General features: G+C 27.8%; 13 protein-coding genes and 1 riboswitch. Of the genes, 12 read left to right on the top strand and 1 reads right to left on the bottom strand.

Translation table 11 applies throughout. The features are described from left to right. Positions 1-79: 79 nt before the first annotated feature. The 11 genes from ACQPUW_RS03825 to ACQPUW_RS03875 all read left to right on the top strand — a co-directional run bounded on the left by ACQPUW_RS03825 (position 80) and on the right by ACQPUW_RS03875 (position 10407). Complete coding sequence (locus ACQPUW_RS03825) at positions 80-226, top strand: hypothetical protein (protein ID WP_430836173.1); 147 nt, start codon at positions 80-82, stop codon at positions 224-226. Between the two features lie 322 nt (positions 227-548). After that, a complete protein-coding gene (locus ACQPUW_RS03830; RefSeq protein ID WP_430836174.1) occupies positions 549-1418 on the top strand; it encodes a methionyl aminopeptidase in 870 nt (289 codons plus the stop codon). Positions 1419-1955: 537 nt separating this feature from the next. Beyond that, the gene (locus ACQPUW_RS03835) at positions 1956-2801 is read left to right on the top strand and encodes a DegV family protein (RefSeq protein ID WP_430836175.1); all 846 of its coding nucleotides are present in this window, start codon (positions 1956-1958) and stop codon (positions 2799-2801) included. A gap of 188 nt (positions 2802-2989) precedes the next feature. Continuing rightward, the gene (locus tag ACQPUW_RS03840; protein WP_430836176.1) at positions 2990-3793 is read left to right on the top strand and encodes a putative ABC transporter permease; all 804 of its coding nucleotides are present in this window, start codon (positions 2990-2992) and stop codon (positions 3791-3793) included. A gap of 65 nt (positions 3794-3858) precedes the next feature. Beyond that, positions 3859-4644, top strand: coding sequence for a putative ABC transporter permease (locus tag ACQPUW_RS03845; RefSeq protein WP_430836177.1), 786 nt, complete (start codon positions 3859-3861; stop codon positions 4642-4644). A 77-nt stretch (positions 4645-4721) separates the two neighbouring features. Further along, on the top strand, positions 4722-5375 hold the full coding sequence (gene trmB / locus ACQPUW_RS03850) for a tRNA (guanosine(46)-N7)-methyltransferase TrmB (RefSeq protein ID WP_430836178.1): 654 nt from the start codon (positions 4722-4724) through the stop codon (positions 5373-5375). 323 nt (positions 5376-5698) lie between these two features. Beyond that, positions 5699-5872: riboswitch (Lysine riboswitch) on the top strand. A 107-nt stretch (positions 5873-5979) separates the two neighbouring features. Next, complete coding sequence (locus tag ACQPUW_RS03855) at positions 5980-7470, top strand: amino acid permease (RefSeq protein WP_430836179.1); 1491 nt, start codon at positions 5980-5982, stop codon at positions 7468-7470. Between the two features lie 133 nt (positions 7471-7603). Further along, entirely contained in the window at positions 7604-8320 is a 717-nt protein-coding gene (gene deoD / locus ACQPUW_RS03860; RefSeq protein WP_430836181.1) for a purine-nucleoside phosphorylase, read from the top strand. A 123-nt stretch (positions 8321-8443) separates the two neighbouring features. Then, the gene (locus ACQPUW_RS03865; RefSeq protein WP_430836182.1) at positions 8444-8923 is read left to right on the top strand and encodes a thioredoxin family protein; all 480 of its coding nucleotides are present in this window, start codon (positions 8444-8446) and stop codon (positions 8921-8923) included. Between the two features lie 74 nt (positions 8924-8997). Next, complete coding sequence (locus tag ACQPUW_RS03870; protein ID WP_430836183.1) at positions 8998-9612, top strand: hypothetical protein; 615 nt, start codon at positions 8998-9000, stop codon at positions 9610-9612. A 327-nt stretch (positions 9613-9939) separates the two neighbouring features. Continuing rightward, positions 9940-10407 carry a hypothetical protein gene (locus tag ACQPUW_RS03875; protein ID WP_430836184.1) on the top strand — a complete coding sequence of 156 codons (468 nt, stop codon included), beginning with the start codon at positions 9940-9942 and terminating at the stop codon, positions 10405-10407. Positions 10408-10446: 39 nt separating this feature from the next. On the opposite strand, the gene ACQPUW_RS03880 is transcribed toward ACQPUW_RS03875, so the two are convergent. Continuing rightward, on the bottom strand, positions 10447-12180 hold the full coding sequence (locus tag ACQPUW_RS03880; protein ID WP_430836185.1) for an FUSC family protein: 1734 nt from the start codon (positions 12178-12180) through the stop codon (positions 10447-10449). Between the two features lie 324 nt (positions 12181-12504). Here ACQPUW_RS03880 and ACQPUW_RS03885 point away from each other — a divergent pair, with 324 nt between their 5' ends. Next, entirely contained in the window at positions 12505-13608 is a 1104-nt protein-coding gene (locus ACQPUW_RS03885; RefSeq protein ID WP_430836186.1) for a BMP family ABC transporter substrate-binding protein, read from the top strand. The last annotated feature ends 7 nt before the right edge of the window (positions 13609-13615 follow it).

Below are 13615 nucleotides of genomic sequence, written 5' to 3' on the forward strand. Positions count from 1 at the left end.
ATGTTTACATTAAGAATATAAATCTTTTATCAGGGAACAATAATGTTCAGTATTTAAATAAAAGGAGGAACAAAGAATTATGCATACTAACTTAATACCAAATATCGATAGTTATGTAGCAAAGTACATGGACGAGAATGGATGTAGCTTTGAACAAGCATGTACTGAACTAGAATTAGATAAAGAGAGTGTATTCAATCAACAATATAATAACGAATTAGAATAATTAAAAAGGATGCTATTAAAGCATCCTTTCTTTGTATTTAAAAATATAGAGGCAGTAATTACTACTTTTATATTTTTATATTAAATGGTCATCTTTAATTAAATGATATAATGAATTTAGTATACTTTAATTAAATTAGATCCATTTTGAATTGTATTTTTGAAACGATAGTTAATTTTCTGAAAATGATCCTATAAATGTAATCATATAACTATAAGTTCCTTTTTTCAATTTAAATTATATTATTTTTGAAAAAATTATTCGAAATGGATATAATATAGAATAAGAGATTATTTTGAAAGATAAGGAAAGAGGTAAAAAGATGAAAATAAATAGAAATGATGATTGCTGGTGTGGCAGTGGAAAGAAATATAAGAAATGTCATGCTGACTTTGATGAAAAGTATGATTCTTTAAAAAGACAAGGATTTTTAATGCCTCCTAAAAATATTATAAAGAATGAAGAACAAATAGAAGGAATAAGAAGAAGTGCAAAAATTAATAATGCAGTATTAGACCTTGTTTCAGAAAAAATAAAAGAAGGTATGAGTACTGAAGAGATAGATAAGATTGTATATGATTATACAGTAAGTCAAGGAGCTATACCTGCCCCTCTAAACTATGGTGGATTTCCAAAGAGTGTTTGTACTTCAATAAATGAAGAAGTATGCCATGGAATACCTGATGAAAGCATAATTTTAAGAGATGGTGATATTATAAATGTTGATGTATCAACAATAAAAGATGGATATTATTCAGACGCATCAAGAATGTTTATTATAGGAAATGCTTCAGAGGAAGCTAAAAGATTAGTTGAAGTATCAAGAGAATGTCTTCAAAAAGGAATTGAAGCTGTTAAGCCTTGGGGATTCTTAGGTGATATTGGAGCAGCAGTTCAAGAACACGCTGAAAAAAATGGATATTCTGTTGTTAGAGACTTTGGTGGACACGGAGTTGGAGTAGAGTTCCATGAGGATCCATTTGTTGCCCATGTAGGTGATAGAGGAGAAGGAATGGTACTAGTACCAGGTATGACATTTACTATAGAGCCAATGATAAATCAAGGTGAGTATGGTGTATTTGTTGATGAAGATAATGATTGGACTGCAATAACAGAAGATGGATCTCTTTCATCACAATGGGAACATACAATTTTAGTTACAGAAGATGGTATAGAAATAATTGCTTATTAATTATTATAAAAAGTGTAGAAATTTAATTTTCTACACTTTTTTATTATATTAGGAAAAATATTATTTAATTATATGAATAGTAAAAAAGTGATTATGAAATTTGTTAGCTGAACTTGAATATATAACTGAAAATTAAATGCAAGATGCAATAAAGATTCATAGAACTACAGAAGAATTTTATATTAAGTAAACGTTTGTTAATGCCCTCATTAACACTTTGTTCAAATATAATTTTTATTGAAGATATATATGTGTGATAACATTGGATTAGTGGAAGTAATGACAATATTTTATTCGCAATGTAGTTATTTTAAAAGATTAATATATAGTTAATAGGCAAGATAATATAAGCGATAAGAGGTTTTTAGATTATAATGGGTTAGAGAGTGTTTATTTAAAATAAGTTCTTATTTTTGAACTGGAAAATATCCGATATGTATCAATATAAGACAAAAAACAACAAAAACATACTGGAAATGTTGTTAAAGTGTGAATATTGTGATATTATTTTAAATAACAAAAGAGGAGGAATGATTTTTGAAGAAAATTGCGTTAATAGCTGATAGTAGCTGTGATTTAAGTTTAGCTACATTAAAAGAATATAATATTGAATTATTACCAATGAGAATAATATACAAGGATAAAGAATTTCTAGATAAAATTACAATCACTCCCAAGGAAATGTATGCAAATTTAGAGGAAGAAGTACCAACTACATCACTTCCAGATTTAAAGTATACTGAAGATTTAATAGAGAGACTTAAAAATGAGGGTTATACTGATGCCATAGTAATAACTGTTTCAAGTAAGTTATCAGGCACATATAATAGTATAAGATTAATATGTGAAGCTCATCATGAATTGAACTTTCACTTTTTTGATACAAGAACATTAGGATATCCTCAAGGTGTAATTGCTATAGAAACTGCAAAACTCATAAAAGAGGACAAGCCTTTAGAGGAAATATTAAGTTCGCTTGAAGATATAAGAAAGCGTACTCATGGATATATAACTTTTGCAACTTTAGAGTATTTAAAAAAAGGTGGCAGAATAGGAAAAGTAGCTGGGACTATTGGTGAAATGTTACATCTAAAGCCGATAGTGTCATCAAATGATGAAGGCGAGCTATATAATTATATGAAAGCAAGAGGAAGAAAAAAAGCTATTTCAAAGATGAAAGAAATATTAGATGAATATCTAGCTAAAGGTAAATGTAGAGTTTGGGTATTATCAGGTGATGCTGATGAGGAAGCAAAGAACTTTTATGATTCAGTAAAAGATATCCCTAATATAACGGAAATATCATTAGAGGAAATTGGTGCTGCAATGGGAATTCATACAGGCCCAGGAGCCCTTGGTATAGCTATATTTGAAGAAAGATAGAAGAAAGGAGTATATGAATACTCCTTTTAATTTTTTATACTTTCTTTAGATTTCTTAAATTTTCCTTTATTTTTGCTTCATTGTTTGAATTTGAGTATTAAAAAGTGTATTATAAAGGGAGTTCAAATTAAAGAAAAATTAACATAATTAACAATAAAACAAAAAAAAGGAGATTAGGAGATAGAGGTATGGCGTATTTAATTTTATATTTCACAGTTTATAGTATCTTAGGGTGGATATGTGAATGTATATATTGCGCAGCTATAGATAAGGTATGGGTAAATAGAGGATTTTTAAATGGTCCTGTATGTCCAGTATATGGATTTGGTGCAATGTTAGTAATATGGTTATTAGATAGATTTAAAGGAAATATGTTATTGCTTTTTGTAATGGCAGTAATTATAACTACAGCAATAGAATATATCACTGCTGTTATATTAGAAAACGCATTTGACCTTAAATGGTGGGATTATTCAAATTATAAATTAAACTATAAGGGTCGTATTTGTGTATTAAATTCAGTTATATTTGGATTTTTATCATTATTTTTAATTAAGATTCTTAATCCATTTGTTATAGAGAAAATTTCATTAATACCAGATAAATACGTATTTATATCTGCTGCAATTATAATTATTATATTTATTGTAGATATAATTGCTACAGTTACTTCATTAGTTGATATGAATGAGATGCTTAGAAAAATTACACAAATTAATGTAGAATTAAAAAGTTTAGGGATTTCAATGGATAAATTTAATGATATTGAATTTAATAAAGTTTTTAATAAGCTTAAGATGACAGAAGATATTAAGAATTTTAAATTTAAATTTGAAGATACTTATAATAATTTTAAGAAAATGCAACTTAAATCAAGTATACAAAATAGATTAATGAGAGCATTCCCAGATATGAGATCCAACATATATGGGGAGCAGTTTAAAAAGTTAAAAGATAGTATAGCTGACTATTGGAATAGAAAACAAAATTAACAGAATCCTTAAACATAAATCACCTTCATAGGTATATAATTATATATAATGGAGGTGATTTTATTTTGAGGGAAATAATAATATATTTTACGATTTTTAGTTTCTTAGGATGGCTTGCTGAAACAATTTATTGTTTTATAATAGATAAAAAATTTACATATAGAGGGTTTTTATATGGTCCAGTTTGTCCTATATATGGATTTGGAGGAGTTATAGTAGTTAAATTTCTTCATGGAATAGGTAATAATCCAATTAAAGTGTTTTTTGGAGGGATGATATTAGCATCTATATTAGAATATATAACATCTTATGTTCTTGAAAAATTATTTCATATGAAGTGGTGGGACTATTCTACTTATAAATTTAATATAAATGGTAGAGTTTGTCTTAAAAATTCCATATTCTTTGGAATATTAGCTCTTTTTATAGTAGAGGTATTAGAACCTATGCTTAGAGATTCTATAAGTAGTATACCATCAAGTATAATATACCCATTGTCAGCTGTTATAACTATAATATTTATTACAGATTTAATATTTACAGTAGCACATTTAATTCATTTAAAGGAGCATTTAGCTAGACTTAAAAATATTAAGGGTGACTTAAAGGATCTAAATATAGAATTTAAGCAATTTACAGAAGCTGAATTTGAAAAGATTAAGATTGAAATTGCTACTAGAAAAAATAATGGACAAAATATAGATATGCTAAATAAGCTTATGATAAAATTAGATTCACTTAAAAATGAAGCAAAACAAAATAGAAGAGTTTTAAAAGCTTTCCCACATGCAAAGTACAATAAAGAGCATACTCACTTTAAAGAACTTAAAAATCTTATAAATAATAAGTAATTTTAATTTCTATTGTTAATAATATTTAAAATATGTATAATAGGAATGATAATTATAAAAATGGAGTGAACACAAAGATGAGAATGAGAAGAAAGCCTTGGGCAAGACCAGAGTTAGAAGCATGTGACTTTTTCATAGTAGATCCAAAAGAATTAAAAGGAAAATGGAGTAATTCTTATAAAAAAGAACAACCTATTTATTTAGAACTTGGATGCGGAAAAGGTACATTTATGGCAGTACATGCATCACACAATAAGAATATTAATTATATAGCTATAGATATAAAAGATGAAGTTTTAGTATTAGCAAAAAGAAATATAGAAAAAGCTTTTGAAGAGCTAGGAGAAAGTTTAGATAATGTTAAACTTATGGCACAAGAAATTTTATTAATTGATGAAATACTTGGAGAAGAGGATAGTATAGAAAGAATATATATTAATTTCTGCAATCCATGGCCAAAAGAAAGACATAAGAAGAGAAGGCTTACTCATACTAGACAATTAGAAAAGTATAAAAAATTCCTTACAAGTAACGGTGAGATATGGTTTAAAACAGATGATGATGAGTTATTTGAAGAATCTTTAGAGTATTTTAAAGAGAGTGGATTAAATATAAAATACATAACATATGATCTTCACAATAGTGGTTTTGAAGGAAATGTTAAAACAGAGCATGAAGAAATGTTTACAGCACAAGGAATAAAAACTAAATTTTTAATAGCAACAAGATAAGAAAAGAACCTCCTTATTAATTAAGGAGGTTTTATTGTATAGGAGTTAATTTCAAGCAACAGGAAAATAATTTTCATTGTAGATAAAAATGGTATTTGTGTGACTATATAATGAACAAAAAGAAATAGAGGAATTTCATATGAAAGAATAATGCATAAATATACTTAAAAGTTAGAGAATGAAAAGATAAAAACATTTTCAAAATGATAATTTATTAATATATTATAGAGTTTAAATGTAAATAAAATAATAATAAAGTAATGACTATATTGAGTTTTTAAATAATTTGTATCATAATTAACACAGAAACAAAAATGTATAATATTTGAGGTAGAGGTGCAAATTTAAATAGTACTATTAATGAGGTAAGCACAATGAAGTAATAGGAAAGGTAAATTTGCCGAAGTATGCAACTGATGCTTTAAGGTTGTATTGCTGGTCTAATGCATAATATGTATTAGATTGTCACAAAAATTTTGTGGAGAGCTATCATTCAAAGGTCCTAATTAGTTTATATACGTATTATTAATACAGTTAGACTTATTACCCTGAGTGATATTTTCCTCAGGGTTTTGTTTTTGTTATAAACTAAGGAGGAGTTTAAATGAGTGATTCAGAAAATAATGAGTTAAAAAGAGGTCTTAAGGCAAGGCATTTAAATATGATTGCACTTGGTGGATCTATAGGTACAGGAATATTTCTTGCTATGGGAGATAGTATTCATATAGCAGGAATAGGTGGATCTATAGCTGCATACGGGATAATTGGAATAATGGTTTATTTCTTAATAACTAGCCTTGGAGAAATGGCAACATATATGCCAGTATCAGGTTCTTTTGGTGTATATGCAACTAAGTTTATTGATCCAGCATTAGGGTTTGCACTAGGTTGGAATTATTGGTATAACTGGGCAATAACAATTGCTACAGAGATGGTTGCAGGATCTCTTGTTATGAAATATTGGTTTCCAAATGTTCCAGGTATAATTTGGAGTAGTATTTTCTTAGTATTAATAGTTGGATTAAATCTTTTATCTGCAAAAGCATATGGAGAATCAGAATTTTGGTTTGCAGGAATTAAGGTTGTTACAGTTATTGTATTTATAGTTGTCGGAGTACTTATGATATTTGGTATTATGAATGGGGACGCAGTTGGATTTAAGAATATATATGCAAATGGAGGACCGTTTGTTGGAGGTTTTAAATCAATCTTTTCAATATTCTTAATTGCAGGATTTTCATTTCAAGGTACAGAACTTATTGGTATTGCAGCTGGAGAATCAGAAAATCCAGAGAAGACAATTCCAAAAGCAGTACATACAATTTTTTGGAGAATACTTATATTTTATATAGGAACAATAATTGTTATTGGACTGATAATACCATCATCACAAGCTGGCGTTAGCACAAGTCCATTTACTATGGTGTTTGAAAAAGCAGGTATTGCAGGTGCAGCATCCCTTATGAATGCAGTTATTTTAACATCAGTTTTATCAGCTGGTAATTCAGGAATGTATGCATCAAGTAGAATGTTATATGCTATGGCAAAGGATGGAATGGCACCAAAGGTATTTGCAAAATTAAATAAAAGAGGAGTTCCTATAAATGCTATAATACTAACTACAATTATTGCATCAGCTTGTTTCCTTACAGGGATTTATGCAGAAAGTACAGTTTATGTTTGGCTTGTTGCAGCATCAGGACTTGCAGGGTTTATAGCTTGGCTTGGGATCGCAGCTTGTCACTATAGATTTAGAAGAGCTTATATACATCAAGGAAGAGACCTAAAAGATTTACCATATAAGGCTAAAATGTTCCCAGTAGGTCCAATAATAGCATTATTACTTTGTGCTGTAGTTATTGTAGGTCAAGGGTTTGCTTATATTAAACCAGAAGGAATAGAATGGATGGGTATAATTTCATCTTATATAGGTATACCATTATTTATTATTTTATGGTCTTATTATAAGATAAAATACAAATCAAAAGTAGTTAAATTAGATGATGTAAATTTAGATGAATATACAGTAAAAAGAAATTTAGATAAAGAAGTTTGCGAAGAAGATATAACTGAAAAGATATTAGAAGAAAATTAATATAGCCTATATAAACAAAAGAATCTCTCGCTAGGTTTTAGTGAGAGATTTATTATGAAGAAATCGGAAAAGGTTTTCAAATTATTATAAATGTGCTATAATAACAACAGAAAATCAAAGGAGGAATTGTTTTATGACACAATTAGTACCAACACCACATAATAATGCCAAATTAGGAGACATAGCAGAAACAGTGCTTCTACCAGGGGATCCACTAAGAGCTAAGTATATAGCAGAAACTTTCTTAGAGAACCCTGTTCAATATAATACTGTAAGAGGAATGTATGGATATACAGGAACTTACAAAGGAAAGAGAATATCAGTACAAGGAACTGGAATGGGAATTCCATCAATAGGAATATATACTTATGAATTAATACATTTTTATGGAGTTAAGAATCTTATAAGAATAGGTTCAGCAGGAGCTATTCAAGAAGATCTAAAATTACATGACGTTGTAATAGGAATGGGATCATGTACAGATTCAAACTTTGCAAGTCAATTTAATTTACCAGGAACATTTGCACCAACTGCAAGTTATGAATTATTAGAAAAGGCAGTTAATTCAGCTAGAAACTTAAATGTAAATGTTAAAGTAGGAAATATATTATCAAGTGATGTATTCTACGGAGAAGAAGGATTAGATGGATTAAAGAAGTGGCAAAAGATGGGAGTGCTTGCTGTAGAAATGGAGTCAGCAGGACTTTATATGAATGCTGCTAGAGCTGGTGTAAACGCTTTATGTATATTAACAATATCAGATTGTCCATTTACTGGTGAATTAACAACAGCAGAAGAAAGACAAAATGCATTTACTAATATGATGAAAGTTGCATTAGAATTAGCATAGTATTTTATAAGCTTGTATCAATTTTGATGCAAGCTTTTTTTAGTATATAAAAACAAAATTTGTTGAAACCTAATACTGTGAGTGATATTCTTATTAATAATAAATTACAGAAAGGGTGTTTATATGAATTTTAACGACGGAGTAGATTATAATAAATTTTTAGAAGAAGCAACTTCAGAGCAAATGGAGATGATTAAAAAACAAGCAGGTGTTTCTAAGATTTGTGATTATGGCTTAGATAAACTAAAGAAAATAGATAAAGAAGTTAAAATTGCAGTATTTTCAGAAACTAGATGTGGTGATGCTGCAACTGCAATACCTATATTATTAGGACTTAAAGAATTGAATAAAAATATAAATATTAAGTTCTTTAAAACCGAAAATTACAAAGAATTTTTAGAAAGTAATTTTGGAGAGAGTAGAATACCAACTATATTAAGAGTTGATAATGAATTTAATATAATAGATAAGTATATAGAGTTTCCGGAATGTGTGAAAGATAGATTGAAAAATGAAGAAAAAGAAGATGTAGTTAAGGAATTTAGAAGCGGAAAATATTCAGAAGAAATTCAAAAATCACTTATTCAATTAATATTAAAGTAAATAAAAGAAATGTAGCAAAAACAATTAAAACCAAATATATTATAGAGAGAATTAATATATAAAGGATAATAAATATGAATGGTATGAATCCATTACTAAATATGCTATTTGGAGGCATGGGAAATCCTATGGGTGGTATGGGAAATCCTATGGGAGGTATGGGAGGAAATCCACTCATGAATATGCTGCTTGGAGGTATGAATCCTATGGGTGGTATGGGAAATCCTATGGGAGGCATGGGAAATTCTATGGGAGGCATGGGAAATTCTATGCCGCCTCAGATGAATAATATGCAAGGATCAAACATGCAAGGGCAAAATCCATTAATGAATATGATGATGAATATGATGGGGAATATGAATGGGATGGGTAATCAGAATCCTATGAATAACATGAATAGAAATATGAATCCTAACAATGGAAATGGAACTGGAAATGGAAATGGAAGGTCAAATAACAGGAGTAGGAATTCAAATAATAGAAGTAGGAATTCAAATAGCACGAACCAAAATAACATCAATCCAAATAACATGAACCCAAATAATATGAATTTAAACAATATTAATCCTAACAATATAAACCAAGAAGATATGAAAAGGATTATGGATATGTTTATGCAAAATATGAACAATTCATCAAATGATAATGGGTACGGTAATGAAAAATCTCATAGGAAGCATAAAAGATAGTAGGAAAAAGAACCATTTTAACTATAGAGGGTTAAAATGGTTCTTTTTATATAAAATAGTAGAGAAATATTTATAAGTTTTTTAGATATAGTCTTTAAAATATACAGTACATTTAAATAGTTAATTATTTATAGTAAAAATACCTTGTATTGTTACACACTTAATACATCATTAATTTCAAATGTGATTAAAATCACATTTTTGTATTTCCAAAAGAGTAAAATTAAGAACATAGAAGGTAGATAGACACTAAAGGTTGAGGCTAGAGAGTAGAATCTAGATTGAATCATTAGTATTTATCTTAAGAGTTATTAGGAGGAATACAAAATGGTAGTAGAGGAAGTTAGTGAATTAGAAATTGAAAAGATTTTATCAGGAGAAGATGATGAAACCATCAAAGAATTTAAAGAATTTTTAAGAAGCTTTGGAATAGAGGATACATTTCAAGATATAACAGCAAAACATCTTAAAAAGAGATTAGAAGTATTACTTGCAATAGCAGAAGAAGGAAAAGATCCTAAGCTTACAAGTAAGAAGAAAGAATTAAAGAGAGTTTTAGAAAATCTAAAGGGTGTTAAAGACAAGAGAGCTGAAATGAAAGCTTTAAGAGAAATATATGCAGAGTTCCAAGATTGTGATTTAGAAACTAAGGAGCTTGATAAGAAGTTAAAACACTCATTAAAAGAAGTTAAAAAATATGAACACTTCAAGAAACACGAAGAAAGAATTGCACAAAAATGGATTAGAGAATTAGATAAAAAGGGTAATAAGATAGAAACAGAAGATGTCATCTAATCTTTTGACTTATATTATTATATACACCTGAAAGGAGCATCAACTTTGATGCTCCTTTTTTAAAATAAGTTCATTATATCCGATATTTATAAATGTTTTATTAGTTTCTTCAATTATTAAATTTACACGGTTATCTTTAAATTCTAAGTTTCTCATATATAATTTATCAGAGGAAAGAGTAGATAATATTATTAAATCTCTTATTCTTATTTGGTTATCCTTAATATAAGCATCTATTAAGAAATAATTATATTTAAACAACTTTGTAATTAAATGATATATTCCTGTTTTAAGTTTATAAGGAAATAAAAATTTATTAGCAATTATAACGATAATAACACCTAATAATATAAATATAATTCTATGTATAGCTATAACATTAAGTGAAGTACTTAAGGAGGCTACAGATATGGATGCCATAGCTGTAAAAGTTGAAAGCTTATAATATTCCTTAAATCCATATGTTAAATAAAGAGAAATAACTAATATTATCATAGTTAAATATTTATTATCTGAAATAGTTAATACAGTTATTAGAAAAAATATTCCTATAAAATTTCCCTTCAATCTTTCTTTTCCTTTACTTATTGTATCTTCATAATAGGGCTGCATTACAGACATTATTGTGATTGCCACCCAAATAAATTTATATATAGAGTAAATATTACCTAGAAAGATAGTTAAAGAAAGGGTTATAGAAATTCTAAGGGCAAAATTAAGTCTAATTGATCCAAAATAAAAATTATTTATAAAATAGTTTTTAATCCTATCAATATCAGACCTTTTCCAAGTAATATATTTCTTATTAATATCTTTTTTATTTAAGCTATATAGTTCTTTTATAGAATTTTGAAGTTCTTTTAAAATAGATATTAAATAATTATAGTATGATATATCAGAATATAGAGAGATAAATATATCTAAATCTTTTAGTATATTTTCAGAAGAGTCATCTGTTTCAATTTTTTTAAGTATAGAATCTATTAATATTTTAAGTTCTCCAAAAAATACCCTAAGTTCTAAAGAAAAATTATTATTATAGTTATTATTTAAAGAGAATTCTTTTAAATAAATATGTAGCTTTCCTAAGATAATATATATATCAAAATTTATTTTTCCTAAATTAGTAGTTAAATTATTTCTATATCGTGTTGTATATATTTTATAACAAAGTCCTCTTAGTTCCTTTGATATATTTGAATAAATTTTTTCATCAAAGAGTCCATTACTTAATGAGTTAAGTTGTTCACTAAATAGTGATAGTGGGTGGCATAGAGTATCTTTTATAAACTCTTTTTTATTGAAGAGAGAAGAGATAAGAATAAACATTACAACAATAAAAATACCAAGAAATATAACTAGTAATCTATTTATATATGAAGATAAAGCCGGAGTAGAGAATGATGTAAAAACATAGAGCATTATAAATGGCTTATATATTTTAGGGTTATATCTAACTGTTAAAAAATAAGATATAAAAAATATGGTTATGAAATTTATTATTATACCAGTATAAGGATATAAAGAAGATATGAATGATAATGTTACTAATAGGCAATCAATAAGTAGCAATCTTATAATTTTGTATATTGGTTTTATATTTAAATTTTCGAAAGATAATGCAATAGCTGTCAATGTTATTGGGAATGCTAACATGACATTATCTTCGCCTAATAGAACTATTATTAATAAAACTGTTAAATTAGCGATTGTTCCATATTTAAGCATTGATTTTGTATTTAAATTTATTTTAGCTAAAAAAGATTTTATCATAAAAATTTCTCACTCCCTACTGTTAATCTATATTATTTGTATTAATAAAATTATTATTAATTGCTTATAAAATTATATTTATAAAATTATATTTATGAAAGTACTATATGTAAGATGTAGAGGAAAATAATATAAGGTGCAGAGGAAAAAATACAGAAACACATATTATTAAAAAATATTTCAAGTGAATATACGTTTATAAAAAATTTATCTATTTTTAATAAACGTAACAAAAAGTATTGAGATGATATGACACCTGTTGTATAATTATGTGGTAACTTGTAATTTTTTGAATACAAGAGGGCGATTTAGGAGGGGTTAATAATGAAAAGAAAATTTATTGCATTAGCACTAACGTTAGTTATGGCAACAGGATTAGTAGCATGTGGAGGCGGTGAAGACAAGGGTGATTCATCAGCTGAAAAATCAGATTTAAAAGTAGGTATGGTAACAGACTCAGGTACAATTGATGATAAGTCATTTAACCAAGGAACTTGGGAAGGTATAATTGAAGCTGAAAAGGAGCTTGGAGTATCAAAGAAATACTTACAACCAGCAGGTGAAAAGCCAGCAGATTATTTAAAGTCAATAGGAGATCAATATGAAGCTGGAAATAAATTTATAGTTACACCAGGATATAAGTTTGAAACAGCTATATTTGAGGCTCAAGATAAATATGAAGATGCTAAATTTGTAATACTTGATGGAAATCCACATAACGGAGATTTTAAAGCAGTAGTTAAGCCAAACACTGTAGCAATATTCTTTGCTGAACAGGAATCAGGATTCTTAGCAGGAGTTGCATCAGCAGTTCAAATGAAAGAAGCTAAGTTTGGATTTATAGGTGGAATGGAAATACCAGCAGTTCAAAAGTTTAACTGGGGATTCCAACAAGGTGTTAAATATGCTAACGAAAATTTAGGAACTAAGATTACTATAAATAAAGAAGATGTTATATATGAAGGAACATTCACCAATACAGCAGGTGGACAACAAATCGCAGCTAAGATGTATGATAGAGGCGTCAATGTAATCTTCACAGCAGCAGGTGGTACTGGAGCTGGAGCTATTACAGAAGCAAAAGCTAGAGGTCAAAAAGGCGAAGAGGCTTGGGTTATAGGTGTTGACGTTGACCAATATGCAGAAGGATTATACAAAGATAAAGATGGTAAAGAGAAGTCAATTATCTTAACTTCAGCAACTAAGAACATAAAGAAATCTACATTTGACATGATTAAAGATGAAATAGATGGTAAATTCCAAGGCGGAAAAACTTTAATGTATGATGCTAAAAATGATGGTATAGGTCTTCCAGCAGAAAATCCTAATTTAAGTGATGAAGCAACTAAGGCAGCAAATGATGCTCTTGCAAAAATTAAATCAGGAGAAATCAAAGTTTCACAAGAACAAGGGGATTTACTAAAGTAAATTTTAT

The sequence above is a fragment of the Clostridium sardiniense genome (assembly GCF_050584765.1).
In the GTDB taxonomy this organism is placed as follows: domain Bacteria; phylum Bacillota; class Clostridia; order Clostridiales; family Clostridiaceae; genus Clostridium; species Clostridium sardiniense_A.

Coding starts and splice junctions, on each gene's coding strand:
- ACQPUW_RS03825 (WP_430836173.1), top strand. CDS start 80: ATGCATACTAACTTAATACCAAATATCGATAGTTATGTAGCAAAGTAC.
- ACQPUW_RS03830 (WP_430836174.1), top strand. CDS start 549: ATGAAAATAAATAGAAATGATGATTGCTGGTGTGGCAGTGGAAAGAAA.
- ACQPUW_RS03840 (WP_430836176.1), top strand. CDS start 2,990: ATGGCGTATTTAATTTTATATTTCACAGTTTATAGTATCTTAGGGTGG.
- trmB (WP_430836178.1), top strand. CDS start 4,722: ATGAGAATGAGAAGAAAGCCTTGGGCAAGACCAGAGTTAGAAGCATGT.
- ACQPUW_RS03855 (WP_430836179.1), top strand. CDS start 5,980: ATGAGTGATTCAGAAAATAATGAGTTAAAAAGAGGTCTTAAGGCAAGG.
- deoD (WP_430836181.1), top strand. CDS start 7,604: ATGACACAATTAGTACCAACACCACATAATAATGCCAAATTAGGAGAC.
- ACQPUW_RS03865 (WP_430836182.1), top strand. CDS start 8,444: ATGAATTTTAACGACGGAGTAGATTATAATAAATTTTTAGAAGAAGCA.
- ACQPUW_RS03870 (WP_430836183.1), top strand. CDS start 8,998: ATGAATGGTATGAATCCATTACTAAATATGCTATTTGGAGGCATGGGA.
- ACQPUW_RS03875 (WP_430836184.1), top strand. CDS start 9,940: ATGGTAGTAGAGGAAGTTAGTGAATTAGAAATTGAAAAGATTTTATCA.
- ACQPUW_RS03880 (WP_430836185.1), bottom strand. CDS start 12,180: ATGATAAAATCTTTTTTAGCTAAAATAAATTTAAATACAAAATCAATG.
- ACQPUW_RS03885 (WP_430836186.1), top strand. CDS start 12,505: ATGAAAAGAAAATTTATTGCATTAGCACTAACGTTAGTTATGGCAACA.